We start from the raw sequence: 21440 nt of genomic DNA, 5'->3' as shown, positions 1-21440 counted from the left end.
GGGTTGATGAATGATGATCATTAGCTGGGACTAATCATTCATCATTCATAATTCATCATTGTTTTTTAAGAATGCTATTAAACCGCGGCATATCTTTAAATAGATCGAGGGCGGCTTTCATTTCGGGGTCAGTGGCGAAAGAGGACTCTTTAAGACCTTTCTGCAAATAATAGTTTCCAGCGATTTCCTGTTCGAGCAGAGTCTTCAATTCAGATTTGAACGTATTGAGGTCCGCATCTTTACTGTGCGACATCTTTGTTTTGAGCGACTTCAGCTGATCCTGAATCTGGTCGAAGTATTTTTCTTTTTTGGCCGACGCTTCGAGCGTACCCAAGTCTTTTTCAACCTGAGTTGTGTAGTCGTATTCTTTATCGCTAAGCCACTTCACAAAATCCTGATATTCGGCGTCTGTCAACCGAAATTCGCGGGCGGGTTTGATGGTCGGGTGATCGTGTCGGTATTTTACGGCATAATCAAAAATTAACCCCTTGTTCGTCAGGCTCAGCGCGATAGGCGTAGGCGTCTGCGCTTCGACAACCACATCCGGTAATACGCCCCCGCCATCATAAACAACCCGGCCCGCCTTCGTTTTAAAGGCAGTTTTGAGCGAGTCCGGAATTTTTCCAACGCTGCCGTCAGGGTTGCGGTGGCTATAGTCAATCGCCTGAATGCAGCGGCCGCTTGGGATATAATATTTGGCCGTAGTGATTTTTAGCTTCGTGTTGAACGACAATTCACGGGTTGTTTGCACAAGTCCCTTACCGTAGGTACGCTGCCCAACCAGAACACCCCGATCGTAGTCCTGAATGACACCCGATACAATTTCAGCAGCAGAAGCACTGTGGCTGTTCGTCAGCACAATAATGGGCATTTCGAGGTCTACGGGAGGATTTAGCGCCGTATAGGTTTTGTTCCACTCCGTTACTTTGCCTTTTGTCGTTACAACTTCAGAATCTTTCGGAATAAAAAGGTTAGAAATATCGATGGCCATGTTGAGCAGTCCACCCGGATTTTCGCGGACATCAAGGATCAGTTTTTTCATGCCCTTGCCTTTTAGCTCCTGGAAAGCTGTTCGAACTTCCCGCGAGGCCGTAGCTGTAAAATCCTTGAGATCAATGTAGCCTACTTCATCGGAAATCATGCCGTAATAGGGTACGTTGGTCATTTTTACTACGTCCCGAACAACGCTCAATTCAACCGGATCTTTCTGGCCGTACCGCTGTACCGTCAGTTTTACGGCCGTATTGTTCTGGCCTTTCAGCAATTTGCCGGGGTCCGCATCTTTTAAATTTTTCAGCGTAACACCATCAATTTTTACGACTTCATCACCGATTCTCAGGCCCGATTTTTCGGCGGGTGTACCCTCGTAGACCATCATGACGATGCTTTTTCCCTGACGTTGCCCGATGAGTGCGCCAATGCCATTGTAGCGACCCGTGGTCATGGTCATGTAATCCTCAATTTCGTCCTCGGCAAAGAAATTCGTGTAAGGATCAAGCGCTTTCAGCATCGCATCGATGCTGGTTTTGACCATGCGATTGGGGTTTATCTCATCAACGTAATACAGGTTCAACTCTTTGAACAACGTAGCGTAGATGTCGAGATTACGGGCGATCTCAAAAAAACGATCGTCGTTTTTAAATGAAAAGAAGCCGATACCACCCGCTACGAGGGCCGAAGAGGCTAGCAGAGTCAAACGTTTTGGGAAGCGCATAGTAGCTTTCAGATGAAGAATGGATAATGAAAAATGAACAACGAAGAATGAGAAACAGACAGGAAGTTTTTGGGGCCGCCCGTGCTGGTCATCAGGACCGCTTCACTGCACATTTTACCAAAGCTAATTTCATACCTTTTTCTATCTCTTCAAACGAAATTATTTGTTTGGCCGTATACAAAAAGGCAATGTAGGCAACCGGAGTGCCTGGTTGAGTCAACAAATGCTTATTGAGCCGGTAGGCTTCCCGCACCCGCCGACGAACCAGGTTGCGATCGACCGCCCGTCTGAACGTTCGCTTAGGTACGGTAATGACAATGGAAGGCAGCGAAATGTTGCTTTCAACAACAGATTCTGATTCGGGCGGGGAAGATAAAGCACCCGAAATGGAAAAAGGTAGAACGTCTGAACGGACGAACTACCTTTCTTGAATAATTCACTAAGAATTTTTTTGCTGCAAAGTCGCTCCGATTTCGTGAAGGTTTGCAGCATAACTGAGTTGGTAAGTGAATGAGTCAGTAAGTGGTCAGAAAAGCTTGGGTCAGCTACTGACTACCTTACTGACTCATTCACTTACCAACTGATTAAATTTTAAAGCGTTCGCCTTTTTTCTCGTCCGAAACGGTCAGTTTGTGGCGACCTTTAGCCCGCCGGCGAGCCAAAACCTGACGGCCATTGGCGGTAGACATCCGCTCACGGAACCCGTGTTTGTTTTTACGCTTCCGGTTCGATGGTTGGTACGTTCTTTTCATGATATATCTTGCCTAAAAATCGTTTTTTTCCAAATGAGTCCGCAAAGATAGAAGAATGCCAGCAGTTTATCAAGCCTACGCTAGAAAAACGGATTGATATATTGGACGTTATTTTTATCGGACCTACCTTGTTGGTATGCATTATCGATTGTCTACCGACCGAACCATTCCGCATTACATTGCAGTTGAAGCCCAACTGACTGATATAACGACGGAATTCGTTGACTTACAATTACCTGCCTGGCGACCGGGGCGCTATGAATTGCAGCAGTTCGCCAAAAATATTCAGCGGTTTTCGATTGTTGATGGACAGGGTAGGGCACTTCCATTTCGTAAACTCACAAAGGATCGCTGGCGGGTTGAAATGCGGGGGGCTACGGAATTGATAGCACAGTACAATTATTATGCGCTGCTGCCAACGCCCAATTTGCTGAATGCCGGAAGCAGTTTTATAAACGATACGTGCCTTTATGTAAATCCGGTGAATTTATGCTTATATGCGGAAGGGCGGATTACCGAACCCTGTACACTGGAAGTAGACATCCCTGAAAGCTGGACAATTGCCTGTGGACTGAAACAAATCTCCCCCACAACACGCTGGGCCGCCGACTTCTATGAACTGGTCGATTGCCCGTTAATCGCTGCCCCGGTTTTGCAGCATATTCAGTATGAGGTGAAAGGCATACAGTTTCATGTCTGGATTCAGGGCGGACGACGTACCGATGGTAGCCCTACGTTTCAGGCCGAGCGTATTGTGCAGGATTTCAGTCGGTTCAGTGAAAAACAGATCGACCTGTATGGCGAATTTCCCGAACAGGCGTATCATTTTCTGACCTTAGTGCTGCCCGTACCGTATTATCATGGCGTAGAGCACCGCAATTCAACCGTGCTTGTCCTCGGGCCGAATGATGAAGGCGAAGGACTATATCTGGATTTGCTGGGCGTATCATCGCACGAATTATTTCATGCCTGGAATATTATCCGAATCCGGCCGACTGAACTGTTGCCTTATGATTTTACGCAGGAGAATTATTTCCCGACCTGCTTTGTCGCCGAAGGAGTCACAACGTATTACGGCGATTTGATGCTTCGGCACTCGGGCGTCTTTACGGATGAGGCTTATCTGAAAGAGCTACAGGTGCTGTTCAAACGTCATTTTGAAAATAACGGACGGGCTTTTCAGTCGCTGGTTGAATCATCCTGGGATCTGTGGCTCGATGGCTACGACAAAGGCGTTCCCGATCGAAAAGTATCGGTTTATCACAAAGGAGCCATTGCCGCCCTTATTCTGGACCTGCACATTCGTCGACTTACCAATCATGGCCGATCCTTAGACGACGTAATGCGGCTTATGTGGCAGCAGTTTGGTAAACCTTTTGTCGGCTACACACTGGAAGATTACCGGCATATAACCGAGTCGGTAGCAGGCGAATCGCTGGACTGGTACTACGAACTGTGTATTTTCGGAAATCAACCGCTCGAAGCGAAACTGAACGAGTATCTGGCATGGGTTGGTTTGCAGATTGTTTATGAGGAGCCTTCTACCGATCATCCGGGCGGTATTCGATTGCTGGAAGACGATAACGAAAGCAGTCGACAGCAGCGGGCAATGTGGTTCGGAAACTCACTTACCGAACCGACGCATGAAGAGCAGGCCGAGCTGATACCAACGGATAAATTAGGTAAGAACGTAGTAGCCAAATGAAAAACACCCGCTGACTTCGATTACTAACAGACCGTTGTCAGCTTGAAGGGCGTATACAACTGCTGTTGTTTTTTGCTTACATTCCGGCTTAAACCTTACCCATTTTATGCAAACCGACCGTACTAAAACCTTAACCTTCGATGAGTACGTTAAACACGATGCCACGGCTTTAGCCGAGCTTGTGCGTAAGGGCGACGTAACGCCCACTGAATTGCTGGAAACGGCTATTAATCGAGCGGAGTCTGTTAACCCAAAAGTAAACTCGATTGTAACGCCTTTGTATGATAAAGGTCGCGACATGGCAGCGCACTTACCAACAGATGGTCCTTTTCGTGGTGTACCTTTTTTATTGAAAGACCTGGAACTGGAATGGGCCGGAACGCCCCTTAAATCAGGCTGCCGGGGATATCAGAACTACGTATCATCCGTTGACAGTGAGGTAGTTAAACGACTGAAAAGCGCTGGTGTCGTATTGTTTGGTAAAACCAATACACCTGAATTTGGACTTACTCCTTATACGGAATCCCAACTCTATGGTCCTGCCCGAAACCCGTGGAAGTCAACGCATTCGCCGGGCGGGTCGAGTGGGGGCTCAGCGGTGGCAGTGGCAACTGGAATTGTTCCGGCGGCAACAGCTACTGACGGGGGCGGCTCTATTCGGATTCCGGCTGCCTGCTGTGGCTTGTTTGGACTTAAACCCTCGCGCGGGCGTGTTACGCTAGGGCCGCAATACGGCGAATTATGGAATGGCGCCGTAGCTGGTCATGTGCTTACACGTAGTGTCCGGGATAGTGCAGGTTTTCTGGATGTGATTTCCGGTCCGTTAGCGGGCGATCCGTATGGCATAGCACTACCCGAACGTCCGTTTGCGGAAGAAGTGCGCCGAGAGCCGGGGAAATTACGGATTGCGTTTTCGACACAGGCGCTTATCGCGTCGCAACCTACTGATCCGGAGTGTATTAAAGCTGTACAGGAAACGGCCCGATTGCTGGGGCAGTTAGGCCATACGGTTGAGGAAATTCCGTTGCCGTATGAAAAAACAATTGTCACGGAAGCGTTTTTCCTGAACGTATTGAGCGAAACCGCTGGTGTACTGCGCGAATTAGGGACGTATCTGGGGCGCCCGGTCCGGCGTGACGACGTAGAACTGAACACCTGGGCGCAAGCCCGTCTGGCCGACGGTTTTTCGGCGGCTGACGTGGCTTATCAGAAACGACGCTGGAACGGGCTAAATCGAACGATGGGGAAACTGCACGAAACGTATGATCTGTTTCTGACACCTACCTTACCGCGACCACCCATTGCCATTGGTACGTTCCAGAATTCGGCTTCGGAGCAGCGCCTGTTGAAACTGGTCGATTCGCTGGGGGGATTGAAATTTCTGAATGGCAGCAAAACGGTAACGGATTTGGCCGAGCGGTCGCTGGGATATATTTCGTTCACCGTCATTACAAACATGACGGGCCAGCCTGCTATGTCAGTTCCCCTGCACTGGTCTCCAGATGGGTTACCGATCGGCGTAATGTTTGCCGCCAAACTTGGCGATGAAGCCATCTTATTTCGGTTAGCCAGTCAGTTGGAGCAGGAGCGGCCCTGGTTTGATAAGCGGCCAATTATATAGAAACAGCTTACTCTGCATAGTCCAGTTCTTTTCCAAACGTCTCTTCTATCGTTGCCAGCGACCAGAAGCCAAGTGCGAAACACACGAAGGCAACGATAGCGGCTGATTCGAGTACGCCCAGCGAAGGTTTCATAGCCTGGAAAGCCGGAATAGTGAGCAGGGTAGTCGCCCGGACATTGTTGGCGACAGACGTCGTTGCTGTAGCGCGTAAGTTGGTACCGAAACTCTCAGCCGTGATGGTCAGAAACATCGCGATGTAACCAATGCTAAAGCCCATAGCCAGGCATATACCGTAGAACGTATCAGCAGAACTGACTTTACTGAACAGATAAATCGATACGAAAATCAGCGTAAGCCCCATCATCAGCCCAACGGCTTTCCGTCGGGAGTGCAGCCACTGGCTAAGAATACCGCTGAACAAATCGCCTGTAACGGTACCAATATAGGTAAACATGACAGCCCGGCCGGGCTGAATAGCTTCCTGAACACCAACGGCTTTCCCGAACTCATTGCTGAACGTAGCAAGTATCCCAATGACAAGGTAGGTGGGAAGCGCTATTCCCATGCAGCGCAGATAGCGTAAAATGGATGGCCAGTCCCGAAACAAAGCCCAGAAATTTCCTCGCGATACGTTGGTGCTCTGCACCCGCTTGAACATGCCAGATTCGAGTACACTCACCCGTAAAAGCAATAAAAACAAACCGAGTCCGCCCCCAATAAAATACGTTGTGCGCCAGTCAAACAGGGTAACGGTAAAGTAGGCAACAACGGCGCCCAATAAGCCAACACTGGCTACCAGCGATGAACCATACCCTCTCAAATGCGGAGGTAAGATTTCGCTGACCAAGGTAATGCCGGCGCCCAATTCGCCCGCCAGCCCAAAACCAGCCACAAACCGAAGCCAGGCGTACCACTGCGGATCATGAACAAACCCACAGGCGAGGTTCGCCAGCGAATACGTAATGATACTTCCAAACAGCACTGAAAGCCGCCCCCGTTTGTCGCCCAGAATACCCCACAAAATACCGCCTACCAACAAACCTGCCTGCTGGAAATTAAGAATTCGTCCCCCGACCAGCGAAATATCCGCTTCCGACAGTCCAAGATCTTTCAGGCTTGGTACCCGAACAATGTTGAACAAAAGCAGATCATATACATCCACAAAATAGCCAAGTGCAGCTACGATAACAGGTAACGCAAAGAGCGGACGAAGCGACGTTGATGGGGAGGTAGCGGTAGGCATAGGAAAGAGAAATTTTGCGAAGAAAGCAAAAAACGCCGGAAGAGGGATTGCAAACAAAACCTGTGGATTTGCTTGGCACCTTTCTTCCGGCGTTTATCGGACGGCCTAATTACCAGAACCGAACGTACAGTACGGTCAGAATCAGCATAATCACCGTAATCATAGCCGTAGCTGATGGGGCCAGTTTGAACATGCTTGGGTCGACCTTGAACGACTTCGGATTAATCGCCGGACCCGCCATACTCATAATGACCATAACCAGAACAGTGAAGAAAAAGGCCCATCCCATGGCTACCAGGAACGGAATTTCATAGACTCCGTCTGCGTTCTTGAAAGCCGTGTAAAGAATGGTTTCATGACCAAAGAGTTCAGGAGCGTAGTTGTTGAACAGCGTAGTCAACGCAAACCCGCCCAGAATACCGACTACAGCCGCAGCGCCAGTGGTCCGTTTCCAGAAGAAACCCAGCAGGAACACTGCGAAAATACCAGGGCTGAGGTAGCCCGTATACTTCTGAATGAACGTAAAACCACCTTCACGGCCAATACCGAGTGCATCTTTCCACGTAAGGGCAATCGATAGCAGCATGGCGACAAAAATAGTAATCCGGCCTGCCCAGATCAATTGTTTTTCGGTGGCTTCTTTTTTAATGTACTTATGGTAAATGTCAAGCGTGAAAATCGTTGAGATGGAATTGGCTTTACCGGCCAGCGATGCAACAATAGCGGCTGTCAGCGCAGCCATCGATAAGCCTTTCAGGCCGTTGGGCAGGAATGACAGAATCGCTGAATAAGCGTTATCGGCCAGGAGCTTTCCGCCCGGTGCCATTTCATTCTGAAGGCTCCCGTTTTTGTACAGCACATAAGCCGCAATACCCGGTAGCATAACGATAAGGGGCATAAACAGCTTGATTATAGCCGCAAACAGAATACCCGTACGGGCAGTTTTCAGGTCGGCGCCGAGTGCCCGCTGGGTAATGTACTGGTTGCAACCCCAGTAGTTCAGGTTCACAATCCATTGTCCGGCGAAGTACATCGTAATACCCGGCACAGTCAGGTATTTGTTTACCTCTACCTGTGACGTATTCGGCCCTGGTTTTTCGAAGATGAGGTGAAAGTGATCTTCAGAATCGCGCATCATGGCCGAAAAACCAGCGACTATATCATCGCCATAGCCAAATTTCTGGCTCACTAAAGTCAGAGCGATATAGCTCGTTACCAAGCCGCCAATGACAAGCACAACGACCTGAAATACGTCGGTATACCCGATTACTTTCATACCGCCCAACGTAATGATAAGCGCGAAGATGCTCAGACCGATAACGATAGGGTGAAAATAGTCAGGGCCAACCAGACTGCTAATAGCCAGCGCTCCTAAAAACAGGATCGATGTCAGGTTTACGAAAACGTAGAGAAATAGCCAGAAAACAGCCATAATCAGGCTGACTGTTTCGTTGTACCGCGTCTTCAAAAACTGCGGCATGGTGTAAATGTGGTTTTTCAGGTAGATTGGAATAAACCACACCGCCACGATAATCAGTGCAACGGCCGCCAGCCACTCATAGGCGGCAACGGCTACACCGAAAGTAAACCCATTCCCTGACATACCAATGAACTGCTCTGCCGATATGTTCGACGCAATCAGGGAAGCGCCGATGGCCCACCAGGTTAGCGATCCTTCAGCCAGGAAAAAGTCTTTGGTATCGAGTTTGGTCTGTTGTTTTTGCTTGTAAATCCAGTATCCGTAGGAGGAGACACCAATGAAATACAGAAAAAAGATAATGTAATCGGTCTGGTTAAGCTGGTTCATTTTAGCAGCACAAAGATGGTTTGTGAATTCAGCCTGTAAAAAAGCAATTATTTCTCTAAATCGACTTACTTTATGGTAAAATCATTTACAGATTCGTCAATCCAGTACAATGAGTAGGCACCTTATAGCTGATAGAGACTGTTGCTTGCATTAAAAGTGGATTGAAAATCAGGAGTAAGCGCGCAATTCATCAATGCGTATTGCCAGCAAAAGGGCCTTTATCCAGCAGGATCGCCAACGCTGATAAACTTCATACAGTAAAGCCATAAAAAAAGGTACGAAGTAGTCTCCGTACCTTTCGGCGATCTATATCACGTAACTAATTACTTAATCGCAACGAGTCGTGCTGGCAGTGTTTCGCTCAGGCTTGGTGTCAATAGTTTAAAGGCAAACTCTTCTTTCTGACTCACCGTCGATAGACGGAAAGTATACTTCCCATCCGTTAGCTGGCTCATATCGAAGGACTGACGATAGGCATTCCGTTTTTTAGGATTCGCCGGAAGAAACTCGCTAAACAGTACCTGGCCATTAGGATTGACCAGTTCAAGTTTGACTTTTTCTTCGGGTTTGAATTGCTCCAGGCAAAGCCATAGTTTTGAATCCTTAGCAGCGGGATACATAACGGCGGCAAATGTTTTGTCTTGGTTATTGTCGCTCTGACTTTTGCCCGGCAGCGCGCAGAATGTGCCTACAGTTAGGAATAAAGCGGTAATGGCTACTTTGATGGGAGTTTTCATTGTGTTGAACGTTTTAAGTTTAAAACCTTTAGCTGTCAACCCAATGATGTTGTCTATCCAGCCGAACGCTGGCAATCTGGAGTAGCGGTTTATATGAATGATAAACGGTTTTTGGTCATTCAACGAAGTCGAGGTCCTTGCCAAATGTCTCTTCCATCTGGCTAAGCGACCAGAAAGAAAGTCCATACACAACGAATCCGAGCAAGCCTGCAGCGACTAACGCGCCCAGGGAAGGCTTTAGCGCCTGAAAAAATAACGTCATGGGAATGAGAGTTCCCCGCACGACGCTCGGCACCGACGTAGTGGCCGTATTGCGGAGATTGGTGCCGTAGAGTTCGGCAACCATAGTCAGGAACATGGCGATGTAGCCCGTACAAAATCCGGCGAGGAGGCAAACCGTATAAATGCCACTGGCGGTATGTATCCCCCCAAACAGGTAGATACCACTTAGTAACGCGCTAAAAATGAGTAGCCCGGTAATGGCCTTGATTCGGGATTTCAGCCAGTGACTTAATGGCCCGCTGAGCAAATCGCCCCCGGCCAGCCCAACGTAAATCAGCATGACGCAGCGCCCCGGTTTGACGCCCTCAGCAATCCCCATCGCCTGCCCGAACTCGTTGGCGAATGTTGCCAGGATGCCTACGATAAACCAGGTGGGCATACCTACCGTTACGCAGCGCAGGTATTTTATTGCCTGCGGCCAACTGCTGAAAAAATACAGGAAATTTCCGCGGCTCACCCCTTTGTGCTCCGTCTTCATCCGGCTGAACAGCCCTGATTCAAAAACGCTTACCCGAAGAAGCAGTAACAGTAAACCTAAGCCGCCACCAACCCAGAAGGCCGTGCGCCAGTTGAAATATTCCACCGTAAGGTAAGCGGCTCCGGCACCTAAGTAGCCAATGCCCGCCACCAGCGACGAACCGTAGCTTCTGATTTCTTTTGGTAAAATTTCCGAGACAAGTACCATCGCGGCTCCGATCTCTCCCGATAAGCCAACCCCGGCCACGAACCGCAGGAAAGCATACGTATTCACGTCCTGTACAAATCCACAGGCAATGTTGGTGAGCGAGTAGGTGAGGATACTCCCAAACAGTACGGACATGCGCCCGCGCTTATCGCCCAATACGCCCCACAGAAAACCACCAACCACCAGACCCGCCTGCTGACAGTTCAGAATGAACGTACCGGCTCTGGACACATCGGCTTCCGACAGCCCCAGCGATTGCAAACTCGGTACGCGTACAATGCTGAAAATGAGCATATCGTATACATCCACGAAAAAGCCCAGCGCCGACACAATGACGGGTAGAGCAAACAGGGGACGAAGCGATACGCGGGCTGGAGTGGGCGAGAGGGTTTGCATGAAAGAGGGGAGGAAGAAGGAAATAGAAGAAAGGGAGAAGGAAGATTAAAATGTGTCTTCCTGGGCTTTCCTTTCCGCCTTCTTCCGTTTATTCTTCTAAATAATTCAAATCTTTTCCGTGGGTTTCCGGAATGGTCAGGATGGCGTAAAAACCCAGGATGAAACTAATCAGGCCAACTACCGCTCCGGCATTGATAACCGCCAGAGAGGGTTTCAGCGTCTGATACGTCAGTGTCATCGGAATCACCAGCCCCCGCACCATATTGGGAACGGTGGTAGCCGCCGTAGCCCGAAGATTGGTGCCGAATTGTTCCGCCCCGATGGTTACGAACATGGCCCAGTAACCAATGCCAAAGCCCATGGCCAGGCATAAACCGTACAGAACCGTTGCGCTTTTGACCCCGGTGTACAGATAAACCAAACCGAACACCAGCGCAACGCCCATGAGCAGGGCAACGGCTTTTCGACGCGATTCGAGCGCCTGGCTGATGAACCCGCTAGCCAGATCGCCCACGGCTAGCCCGACGTAGCACCACATAATGGCAAGTCCCGGCTGAATTTCTTCGGCAATGCCCAGTGCTTTGCCAAATTCATTGCTGAACGTAGCAAGTATGCCAATAACAAACCAGGTAGGTATGCCAATGGCAATGCATTTGAGGTAGCGACTCAGCCGGTTCGAGTTTGTGAAAAAGGAAAGAAAATTGCCCCGGCTGATGTGCTTTTGTTCTGTTACGTCGGTAAACATACCTGATTCGACCACGCCCACACGTAGCAGCAGTAGGCCAACACCCAGACCACCGCCCACAAAGAATGCTGTTTGCCAGTCAAACAATTTAACCGTGAAATACGCGACTACAGCGCCGAACAAGCCAATACCGGCCACAAGCGAAGTGCCGATCGCGCGTTTTTCTTTGGGTAGAATTTCACTGACCAGCGTAATGCCCGCGCCGAGTTCGCCCGCCAGTCCAACACCCGCCACAAAACGCATCAGCGCGTAATAACTGATCGGGTCCATGAAGGTAACTCGCGTAATAAAACCACAGGCAATATTGGCGATGGAATACGTTATGATACTTCCAAACAGCACCGAAAGCCGTCCGCGCTTGTCGCCCAGCACTCCCCACAGAATACCGCCCAGCAGCAAACCACCCATTTGCCAGTTTAGAATGCTGGCGCCAACGGTCGAGATCTGGTCGGCAGTCAGGCCAAGATCTTTCAGGCTTGGTACCCGGACAATACCAAAGAGCAGTAAATCGTAAATATCAACGAAATAACCCAGAGCAGCCACGATGACTGGTAAGCTGAATAAACCGTGTGCAGATGAGGCCCGACGATTGGGTTGGGGTTTTGATGAAAGTGTTGAAACAGCCATGCGGCACAATCAGTGAGTAAGAAAGATTCTACAATTATACGAAATGGCCAAAGAAGATTAGGCTCAAATCAGCAATTCCGCTAGGGTTTCGTCGGCAATAAATGTTTTTGAATAAATACATCCGCATACCGCTGGCCAAGCGTGCGGGCCGAGCGCGTATCGAAATGAGTCGTATCGCCCTTGTCGGTTAAGCCTGATGAACGGACGAAGTAGGCGCTGGGAATGTGTGTTGTTGCCCGCTCAAGTGCCTCATTAACCGTTTTTGCATTTGGGTTACGATTCACGACAAAATCTCCCAGTGTGCCCACTACGAACGGGACGTTGGGAGCATTCAAGTCTTTTCGGAATCGCTGTACCAACTCTGTCAGCTTCTCTTCGTACACGCGCGCTTTCTCGGGGTGGAATCGGATTCGCCCTGATGCCATAAAAAACCGGCCAACTGACCATTCTCCAGCGCTTTTCTGGCCCGACGTAGTGCATCGTCGTACGGATAGGATTTTGTGGGTTCGTAGTACGCACCTGCTTTCCATACATCAATACCAGAACCACCAACAGCGCATGGAACCAGACCGATGTTAAGATTAGGATACGTATCAGCCAGTCGTTTGGCAAAAGCTAGTCCCGGCCCCACGCCGATAATGGCTGGCTTGTCGAAGTGCATGGGGTCGCGGGCAGGAACCCAGCTTAACTCTTTAGTCAGCATCCAGATGTGTGGATGGGACTGCTGGTCGGAGGCCTCCGGAACACCGCGTCCGGCCATATTCGATTGACCAACAAGCAGAAATAGCTGCAATCGGGGCGGCACGTCCTGTTTGAACGCTAGTGTGAGAAGAAGACAGAGACTAAAACAAACGTACTGAGCCTTATACCGTGAAATTTCGTTTACCATACCCATTGTTTGGCACTGCCATTGCCCGACAATAAGGCGTCGAACGGGCAACGCTACTCACCTGTATAACCAGGATTCTCATTGTCTGGAATCATTTCCTGAGAAGGAGCCGAAACTGGTTGAGAAACAAAAACGGGTTTGGGCATTCGTTCATAAACCCCGTAAGCTGTTCCCAGCCACCATACTTTAAGACCGACACGGGCAAAAATAAACAGCTGCTGCACAATGAACATGATCAGAATGGTAAGCCATCCACGAATCGGAATGGCTTCGTCGATCAGGAAATAGAGGCCAAACAAGCCAGTGCCAATCAAGATAAACAAACAGTACAAACCATACGTCCGGACAGGGTTTCGTAAGACAAGCCGTCCGGCCCGGCCAAATGCTCTGAACGCATTCGACTCATCGTCCCGAATCATAAGCACTTTAGCGTAATCGCCGATGCAAAGTATGAAAGCGGCTGTTAGTGCGAACAGGGTAAAAAACAGGAGACCGATCCAGAACTGACCACGTTCGGTTAGCGTATCGCTTAGTATAAGCGCTAAAATTGTTCCAATCACCAGCCATAAACCTGCGCCGACAATTACGAACAACAACGTAACGGCAAACAGACCGAGCAGACGGGCAACGTAGTAGCTACAGGCCTGCCAGAAAGCACCAATTGTGAACGAGTCCGATAAACGTACTGAAGAAAACTGGGTAAATCGGGCCAGAATACCCCCTGCGAAAAAGACGCTCAGAAACAGATAAGCAAGGCCCAGCCAGCGCCCTACGCTCATCAGTGGCGTTAAGGTTCGTTTGCTTCGGTGCATGAAATCCGAATAAATGGTATAGTCGAACCCATCCAGCAACTTCAAAAAGGCCAGCGAGTTCTGGTCTTCAACAATGAGTGTGTTGTAAAACGGGAAAGCTACCAATAACCCCATTATCAGTGTAATTCCGTAGATCAGGCTCAAAACCCGAACTGAACGTAATGTGTACTGGAGCGACGAGATAAGTGGGTTCACAATTGAGTGATTTCGGGTTCAGCAGGTTAAGTTACGGGTTTCAGGGTAATGTTCCGTGAAACGTTCCGAAGTAGTAAATCCAACTTCCGACACGTAACAATTACTTGTTGGATAACGGATGTTCCGTCCGGATTTTTTCCTGTAGTTTCAGAAAACCATCGATCAGGGCTTCCGGGCGAGGAGGGCAGCCCGGTACGTATACGTCTACGGGAATGATTCGATCTACCCCTTTCACAACATGGTAGCCGTGTTGCCAGTAAGGGCCCCCGCAGTTGGAGCAGGAACCCATCGAAATAACGTAACGGGGTTCGGGCATTTGCTCATACAGGCGCCGAATCCGATCGGCCATTTTATAGGTCACCGTGCCTGATACGATCATAATATCGGACTGGCGGGGCGAAGGGCGCGGAAAAATGCCAAATCGTTCGAGGTCGTAGTTAGCGGCAAAAGCCTGCATCATCTCAATAGCACAACAGGCCAGTCCAAAGCTCATCGGCCACAGCGATTTCTCGCGCGACCAGTTCAGCAATTCCTCCGAATGCATCAGAATAACGCTGGCTTCGCCGGTTTTGTCAGATATGGGATGGGGTGTCATATTATTGAGACGATTGAGGCAATTGCTTAAAAAATCGTTGTTGATAGCGAACACTAAACGGTTCTAACTGACGAAAGAGGCTGGTTTCAGGCTCTGCCGGATTGAGCGGATAAACAACCCTGCGTGTCACCCGGCTGAAAGCTGAACCCAATAACAATCCGGCGGCAGCTCCCCCCGCAGCCGCAAAGGTAAGCGTCAGCCCATGCGCCACCGGGCTACGGGCCTGATTTTTGGTGAGGGACTGATTTGCCAGGTACCCGGTCAGTAAACCACCCAGAATAGCACCCGTAATAAGCGCAGTCGTTTGTTTCTTTCGACGAATGGTCACTTTACGAATCTGTTGCAATGGAATCGGACTTTCAGTGCTGACGTAAAGATACGATCCATCGATATCATCGAACAGTCCGCGAAAATGATCGCCATTGGTTGTTGTCACCCGAACGTAATACTCATCAACAGCTAGGCTCTGAGCGAGTGAAGAGCCTGATAATGACAGAATAACGGAAAATGCGAATAACCAATAGCTAGACAAAGACAGGGTCAACGCTTATATCGTTCGTTTACCTGTTTATACAAATCCATTGGTACTTTTGTTTCTACTGTCGGAATTGTAGGAGTTGGCTTTACCCAGTCTAGGTATCCTTTGGCCCAGACGTAAGCAAGCCCCAGCGCCAGAATGATGACAAACAGAATAGCTTCTGCCAGCGCAAACCAGCCCCATAAACCACCAGTTTCCTGAATAAGCCGTGCCTGACCAAATACAGTTGCCCACGGAAACAGAAAGACCAGCTCGACGTCGAACAGTACAAAAACCAGCGCTATTACGTAAAACCGAATATTGAACTGCACGTTGGCATTTCCAATCGGTTCCTCACCCGATTCATACGTACTGTTCTTCTCAACGTTTGGTTTATCCGGACGTAGCAACCGCGCTACAAATAATACGATTGCGATAAACGCAAACGCAGCCAGAATGAACAACAAAAGTATACCGAAGTCGGAGAGCATGATTTTCAGGGCTTACGGCAGTAGTTTATTCAGTATCCAGGGGTGTTAGCTTGCCAGATACCGAATAATCTAACTCACTTCTTTTTCTTTTTGTATAAATTGTAGACCAGCGACACCTGTAAATTACGGTTATAATAAGTCGCCGTATTTTCTGGTGATACGTTCGTAAGCCCGTGTATGTACCGGATGTGCAGACTGAATTTGCTGAGCATATCCAGAAAATCGTAGTGGGCTCCTACGGCAACACCCAGATCGCTTTGTGCACCCGGACCGCCCGTCTGCCCTGAATTCAGGGCGTAGCTAAATTCGGGGCCAGCCTGTATCGTTAGCCCTTCGGTTGGAATATAACCTAGCAAAATTGGTAAACTGGCGTAGTAGTAGGATACCCCAGTAGTGGTTCGGGCACCGGTTAGCTGTTCCTGCTGAAACGTACCTCCCTTGATCGCAATCAGACCTTCTGGCTGAATAACCCACCGGTTATACCGATACCGATACATTACCCCCAAATGAGGTTCCAGCGCGCGGTGAGGGATATTGGCACTCGTGCCCTGGATAGCTATCTGTGTAAACGTAGCGCCAAATTTTATACCGAAATGCCCACCAATGGGTTTATCGCTCTGTGCCTTCAGGAAGAGGGGTGAGGTGACAAAAAAAACAAAAAGTAGTAATCGATTCGTATGCATACAAAACTTTGAAAAGCGAGGTTACCCATCGATAACGTAAAATTACCGAAAGGTCGGACCTCCAGACCCCACAAAGTTGGTTAAAAAAAGTTAAGAAGCGGTTGTTATCGTGCTTTAGCCAAGAAGATGGCGCCAATTAATTGAGTCTTGGATCAACCGGATAGTGGGCTATGGATTTATATTCGCCCCCCATTCGCTTAAGCACACCCCGCCAAAATTCTTTGGTAGGCGTATCGAACAGAAAATCAGCGTCGGTATGACTGACGATCCAGGCTTTCTGGTTCAATTCGGCATCCAGTTGTCCTTCGCTCCAGCCTGAATAGCCAATAAAAAAGCGGGCATCGTGATCGGTGAGGGTGCCCAGATTCACGGCTTGCTTAACCTGCTCAAAATCACCGCTCCAGTATAGGCCATCGATCACCTGAATAGAGCCATCGATCAGATCGGGGCGCCGGTGAATAAAATGCAGCGTATTCTGCTGAACAGGTCCGCCAATGAAGAGCGGAAGATCCATATGGATTTCTTCAATTACGTCGCTCAGATGAATATCCGTTGGCTGATTAAGGACCAGTCCGAACGTACCAGCCCTGCTGTGTTCACAAACCAGCACTACGCTTCGTTCAAAATTAGTGTCGCCCATGAATGGCTCGGCAATCAGTAAATCACCATTCATGACGCTTGATGGGGTCGTATTCATAGCTCATCAATCCATTTAAGATATTGGTATAGGACAAACGACTTTTCTGGCTGCTATATTGATTAAAAACCCTAAAATACACGACTCGGCCATGATAAGATGATCCTTTCTCTGACACATTAATTTCAGATGTCGTTAGCCGGATTACACAGTTTAGCCAGCCTGAGCGTTAACTTTGTCAATAACGTTACTTTATAAGGTAGTCAACCGGCGCTGCTGAGGTTGATTGCCGAACTTTTCTGAGTATACTACATAAAACGAATCTATGAAAAATCAGATTCATGATCGACGGGGTTTCCTGCAAAAAAGTGCGCTGGCCACGCTTACGGCTTTAGTAGGTACCAACGTTGTGTTTGCTGATAACATACCGCTCCATTATACACCGCTCGCGCTTGATTATGATCCACTTAAGGGGAAAAGTCCAGAAATGAAAGTGCTGGGTGACAAGCCTTGGAATGTGGAATCGCCTATTCATCTGCTCGACGATGCCGTTACACCTGTCGATAAGATGTTCATCCGAAATAATGGGTTGATACCAACGGCTCCGGTTGATCTGGCAAAATGGACGCTTACGATTAATGGTGAGTCGGTGAAAGCGCCTAAAACGTACAGCCTGAGCGATCTCAAAAAACGGTTTAAAAATTATACATACCAGCTGGTTCTTGAGTGCGGAGGAAACGGCCGTTCGGGATTTGAGCCGCAAACAACGGGTAATCCCTGGGATCAGGGGGCCGTCAGCTGTGCAGAGTGGACAGGCGTTCGTCTGAAAGATATACTGGCCGATGCAGGACTGAAAGAGGATGCCGTTTATATCGGTTATTATGGAAATGACCCCCATCTGAGTCAGGATGCTACGAAGGTAGCTATTTCGCGGGGCGTGCCCATCAAAAAAGCACTTGAAGACGAAACGCTGATTGCCTGGGCTTTAAATGGAAAGGATATCCCCTTAGCACATGGGTACCCGCTCCGGTTGGTGGTTGGAGGCTGGCCCGCATCGGTATCGGGCAAATGGCTGCATACCATTGCGGTTCGAAACAAAGTCCACGACGGCGCAAAAATGGAAGGGCATAGTTATAAAATGCCGATCCGGCCCGTCGAACCCGGCGAAAAAATTCCTGAAACCCCCGAAAACTTCCGCATCATTGAAGCGATGCCCGTAAAATCGCTGATAACGTACCCTAAAACAGGCGCAATGTTCGACGCGAAAAAAGCCCTGTCGTTACGTGGGCATGCCTGGGCAGGCGATCGTGAGGTGGCTGACGTGCAGACCTCTATCGACTACGGTGCTACCTGGCAGAAGGCGAAGCTGGAGCGTCCCAAAAACCGGTTGGCCTGGCAACACTGGTCAGCTGACGTTACGTTCCCACAAGTGGGTTATTACGAAGTGTGGGTGAGGGCTACGGACAACAAAGGGGTTACGCAGCCGATGGTTATTCCGCAATGGAATCCCGGTGGTTACCTCAACAACGCCTGTCATCGAATAGCCGTAAAGGCTGTATAGTTTCGGGTAAACTCTACAACGTAATGAAAATAGCAAAAGCAATTTTTGGCATCGGGGCCCTACTTATCGGGCTGCTCAGTTTCCGTTCGATACCGACACAACCTGTAGTGGTTGGGGCGCCGGTTGTAGTAGCCGATACGGTGAAAATTGACCCCGAGTCAGGGCTGGCCACAGACCCAAATCTGATGATAGTGAAATCACAATGTACGGCCTGCCATTCCACAAAGCTTATTTTGCAGCATCGGTTTACACGGGCTGGTTGGCTCGATCGTATCCGCTGGATGCAGAAATACCACAAACTTTGGGATTTGGGCGAATCCGAGAAAGTGGTTTTAGACTATCTCGAAAAATATTACGGTCCACAGTCTGCCCAAGTCAAGGCTGCTTATCGTCGGGCACCTCTGAAAAACGTCCAGTGGTATAAAATGGACTGAGCAGGTTCTAACTCGGCGAACGGATTTTAGTCCCGAAACTCCAGCCTGATTTTTTTGCCGGAGATTCGTTCAAGGAGCGGACGTAACATGCGGTCAGCGTTTTGCCGGGTCTGATCCAGAATCCCACTGTTTAGAGCCGATTGCTGCACCTGTCGTTCTGCCTGTCGATACGCATCGCTGACGAGTTGTGATTCGTTCAGAAACGAAAAACGGGTGTCGTAAACCCGCGACCGGTCGTGATTGATTTTCCAGCCGCAAAGTTCAGGCTTAGGTAATTCGACCGTTACGGAGTCGCCTTCTGCAACGATATTGGCTGTGGTGATCTGGGTCAGGTCAATGCAGCCCGTCGCTTCACCCTCCACAATAAGGATGGCGTTGGCATTGGGAAGAAACGTATTGACCTGCTCATGTTCAACAATATCCTTGAATGTATACTTTACCAGCTCCAGTTTTCCGAGCGCCGTAATTTCTTTCAGGATGATGCTTTGCGTCGTTTGGTCACCACGCCTGAAGCGATTTAACGCGTCGACACCGCGGACCTGTTCCCAAATAGCGATCAAACCGGCTATGACTACGGCAACAATAAACAAACGAAATAGGGTATTGATAAGTCGGGACATGGCGGGTAAGCAAACCTATAAGGTTTTTGAAACCTTATAGGTTTAGGTTAACTGAGTAAACGAAAAAACTCCCAAACCGTTACTGATTCGGGAGTTTGATAATATGGGAACGTGATAGATTAATAACCGCGCTTTGGTTCGTCGGCCGTATGTTTTTCCAGATCAAACAGATCGTTCAGCACATCAATCAGTGTTTCGGCTTCACCCCGTTTGCAGGCGGCTTTGAGTTGCAACACTGGCAGTTTGATGATTTTCTGCATAATGCCCCGCGTGATTTTGTCGACTTTTTCCGACTCATCGGCGGTTAGGTGCTTCAGGTGACGGGCAATCTCATCGCGACGGATTTGCTCCAGTGCATTTTTCAACTTGTTGATCGTTGGCGATACGATCATCTCCTTCGACCAGTCGCCAAATTCAGCGACCGACTGCGTAATGATTGATTCAACCTGCGGAATAGCCGATAAACGCTGTTGTAAGGCTTCGTCGGCGCGGTTACGGATGTGGTCAATATTATAAACCAGCACGCCCGGAATCTGCTCAACAGCCGCATCAACGCTACGGGGTACAGACAGGTCGATAAAATATTTGAAAGTCAGTACCTGAATGTCCTTAAGTAACTCGGGTGTAATCAGAGGATCGTCGCGCATAACCGACGTGATAATTACATCGGCCCGGCTAATTTCATCGGTAAGGTCAGCGAAATCAGCTACCCGAAATCCAAGGTCCTGAGCAAGCACTTCGGCCTTCTCCCGTGTTCGGTTGCAAAGGGTAATGTTGGCCCGGCTCCAGACGCCCCCAGAGCGAGCTTCGAGATTTTTACAAACGTCGGTCCCGATTTCGCCCAGGCCAATGACCAGTACGTTAGGACTTTGGTATTCGCCAACCAGTTCATCGATCAGCTCGACAGCGGCATAAGAAACCGAAGCCGCACCATCCCGAAATGAGGTTTCCTGAGCGACGCGTTTGTTGGTAAAGAAAATCGTGTGCATCAACCGATGCAAAAACGGACCAGCCATCTCCAGATCGGCCGACCATTGATATGACTGTTTTACCTGATTGGGAATCTGCATGTCGCCAATTACCTGCGAGTGCAAACCAATACAAACTTCAAACAGATGCCGAACAGACTCATCGTGCGAATCGAAAAGCTCAAAATAAGACAAATACTTGTCGGTATTTGTTAAGCCTTTTTCAATCAATAACAAGCGGGCGATCTCTGAGTTAAGATTTTGGTCGAAAGCGTAATAAACTTCGGTGCGGTTGCAGGTAGAGATAACAAGCAGATCGGTTAGCCCGAAAAAGTCCCGCAGCCGGAGCATAAGTCGCTTGGCTTCGTCTTCATTAAGTGCAATTAGCTCCCGCACCGGAAGAGGTGCCGTTTTGTGTGATAAACTAATTGCTTTGAAGGTATCTAACATTGTTATAAATCGTACTAATTGGCATTGACCTAGACAAAATTACAGGATAATCAGCGGAGATAAATATTCTCTGACCAATCGGCTTGTTATTTAGAATATATCCAAATAGTAGCCCAATTTCTTCGCTCAGTCCTATTCAGTTTTTTAACAAGAATGTTCGTACGGTCGTTCGATTTTACACCATTAAAGCGCTTTTAACGTTAACCTAAAGGGCTGATGACAATACGGTCGCATTTGCTGATTGGTTGCTTATTCGCCCTAATTTTACACCATG

General features: G+C 48.9%; 20 protein-coding genes and 1 pseudogene. 4 read left to right on the top strand and 17 right to left on the bottom strand.

All coding sequences use genetic code 11. The features are described from left to right. Positions 1-55 precede the first annotated feature (55 nt). The 3 genes from LN737_RS26740 to rpmH form a co-directional block, all read right to left on the bottom strand. Positions 56-1714 (bottom strand): S41 family peptidase, encoded by a 1659-nt coding sequence (locus LN737_RS26740; RefSeq protein ID WP_405513664.1) that lies wholly within the window; start codon positions 1712-1714, stop codon positions 56-58. 91 nt (positions 1715-1805) lie between these two features. Then, positions 1806-1982 carry a hypothetical protein gene (locus LN737_RS26735; RefSeq protein WP_405520544.1) on the bottom strand — a complete coding sequence of 59 codons (177 nt, stop codon included), beginning with the start codon at positions 1980-1982 and terminating at the stop codon, positions 1806-1808. Positions 1983-2298: 316 nt separating this feature from the next. Continuing rightward, positions 2299-2466 (bottom strand): 50S ribosomal protein L34, encoded by a 168-nt coding sequence (gene rpmH, locus LN737_RS26730; protein WP_405513662.1) that lies wholly within the window; start codon positions 2464-2466, stop codon positions 2299-2301. A 136-nt stretch (positions 2467-2602) separates the two neighbouring features. Here rpmH and LN737_RS26725 point away from each other — a divergent pair, with 136 nt between their 5' ends. Together LN737_RS26725 and LN737_RS26720 are read left to right on the top strand one after the other, a co-directional pair. Beyond that, positions 2603-4171 (top strand): M61 family metallopeptidase, encoded by a 1569-nt coding sequence (locus LN737_RS26725; protein ID WP_405513660.1) that lies wholly within the window; start codon positions 2603-2605, stop codon positions 4169-4171. Positions 4172-4277: 106 nt separating this feature from the next. Then, positions 4278-5792 (top strand): amidase, encoded by a 1515-nt coding sequence (locus tag LN737_RS26720; protein ID WP_405513658.1) that lies wholly within the window; start codon positions 4278-4280, stop codon positions 5790-5792. 7 nt (positions 5793-5799) lie between these two features. Here the strand turns inward: LN737_RS26720 and LN737_RS26715 are convergent, their stop codons facing one another. From LN737_RS26715 to LN737_RS26660, 12 genes and pseudogenes are all read right to left on the bottom strand, one after another. Further along, positions 5800-7035 carry an MFS transporter gene (locus LN737_RS26715; protein ID WP_405513656.1) on the bottom strand — a complete coding sequence of 412 codons (1236 nt, stop codon included), beginning with the start codon at positions 7033-7035 and terminating at the stop codon, positions 5800-5802. 109 nt (positions 7036-7144) lie between these two features. Continuing rightward, positions 7145-8842 carry a sodium:solute symporter family transporter gene (locus tag LN737_RS26710; RefSeq protein ID WP_405513654.1) on the bottom strand — a complete coding sequence of 566 codons (1698 nt, stop codon included), beginning with the start codon at positions 8840-8842 and terminating at the stop codon, positions 7145-7147. Between the two features lie 323 nt (positions 8843-9165). Then, on the bottom strand, positions 9166-9579 hold the full coding sequence (locus tag LN737_RS26705) for a hypothetical protein (RefSeq protein WP_405513652.1): 414 nt from the start codon (positions 9577-9579) through the stop codon (positions 9166-9168). A gap of 115 nt (positions 9580-9694) precedes the next feature. Then, complete coding sequence (locus LN737_RS26700; RefSeq protein ID WP_405513650.1) at positions 9695-10942, bottom strand: MFS transporter; 1248 nt, start codon at positions 10940-10942, stop codon at positions 9695-9697. Positions 10943-11030: 88 nt separating this feature from the next. After that, positions 11031-12314 (bottom strand): MFS transporter, encoded by a 1284-nt coding sequence (locus LN737_RS26695; protein WP_405513648.1) that lies wholly within the window; start codon positions 12312-12314, stop codon positions 11031-11033. An 80-nt stretch (positions 12315-12394) separates the two neighbouring features. Continuing rightward, positions 12395-13074, bottom strand: a pseudogene (locus tag LN737_RS26690) (sialate O-acetylesterase). Positions 13075-13256: 182 nt separating this feature from the next. After that, the gene (locus tag LN737_RS26685) at positions 13257-14210 is read right to left on the bottom strand and encodes a hypothetical protein (protein WP_405513646.1); all 954 of its coding nucleotides are present in this window, start codon (positions 14208-14210) and stop codon (positions 13257-13259) included. 100 nt (positions 14211-14310) lie between these two features. Beyond that, the gene (locus LN737_RS26680) at positions 14311-14805 is read right to left on the bottom strand and encodes an NADH-quinone oxidoreductase subunit B (protein WP_405513645.1); all 495 of its coding nucleotides are present in this window, start codon (positions 14803-14805) and stop codon (positions 14311-14313) included. A gap of 1 nt (position 14806) precedes the next feature. Further along, positions 14807-15337, bottom strand: a complete 531-nt coding sequence (locus LN737_RS26675) for a hypothetical protein (protein WP_405513643.1) — start codon at positions 15335-15337, stop codon at positions 14807-14809. A gap of 8 nt (positions 15338-15345) precedes the next feature. Next, complete coding sequence (locus LN737_RS26670; RefSeq protein ID WP_405513641.1) at positions 15346-15813, bottom strand: NADH-quinone oxidoreductase subunit A; 468 nt, start codon at positions 15811-15813, stop codon at positions 15346-15348. Between the two features lie 74 nt (positions 15814-15887). Further along, entirely contained in the window at positions 15888-16496 is a 609-nt protein-coding gene (locus LN737_RS26665) for a porin family protein (RefSeq protein ID WP_405513639.1), read from the bottom strand. 136 nt (positions 16497-16632) lie between these two features. After that, positions 16633-17193, bottom strand: coding sequence for a YqgE/AlgH family protein (locus LN737_RS26660; RefSeq protein ID WP_405513637.1), 561 nt, complete (start codon positions 17191-17193; stop codon positions 16633-16635). A 265-nt stretch (positions 17194-17458) separates the two neighbouring features. Here LN737_RS26660 and LN737_RS26655 point away from each other — a divergent pair, with 265 nt between their 5' ends. Both LN737_RS26655 and LN737_RS26650 read left to right on the top strand, forming a co-directional pair. After that, positions 17459-18694 (top strand): sulfite oxidase, encoded by a 1236-nt coding sequence (locus tag LN737_RS26655; protein ID WP_405513635.1) that lies wholly within the window; start codon positions 17459-17461, stop codon positions 18692-18694. 23 nt (positions 18695-18717) lie between these two features. Beyond that, positions 18718-19128 carry a hypothetical protein gene (locus LN737_RS26650; protein WP_405513633.1) on the top strand — a complete coding sequence of 137 codons (411 nt, stop codon included), beginning with the start codon at positions 18718-18720 and terminating at the stop codon, positions 19126-19128. Positions 19129-19154: 26 nt separating this feature from the next. Here LN737_RS26650 and LN737_RS26645 read toward each other — a convergent pair whose 3' ends face one another. Both LN737_RS26645 and hemA read right to left on the bottom strand, forming a co-directional pair. Then, positions 19155-19748 carry a DUF4230 domain-containing protein gene (locus LN737_RS26645; RefSeq protein ID WP_405513631.1) on the bottom strand — a complete coding sequence of 198 codons (594 nt, stop codon included), beginning with the start codon at positions 19746-19748 and terminating at the stop codon, positions 19155-19157. A gap of 119 nt (positions 19749-19867) precedes the next feature. Next, positions 19868-21166, bottom strand: coding sequence for a glutamyl-tRNA reductase (gene hemA, locus LN737_RS26640; RefSeq protein ID WP_405513630.1), 1299 nt, complete (start codon positions 21164-21166; stop codon positions 19868-19870). Between the last annotated feature and the right edge of the window lie 274 nt (positions 21167-21440).

This window comes from Spirosoma sp. KNUC1025 (genome assembly GCF_045160025.1).
Taxonomy (GTDB): domain Bacteria; phylum Bacteroidota; class Bacteroidia; order Cytophagales; family Spirosomataceae; genus Spirosoma.
This window is presented reverse-complemented; position numbering and strand designations above follow the sequence as displayed.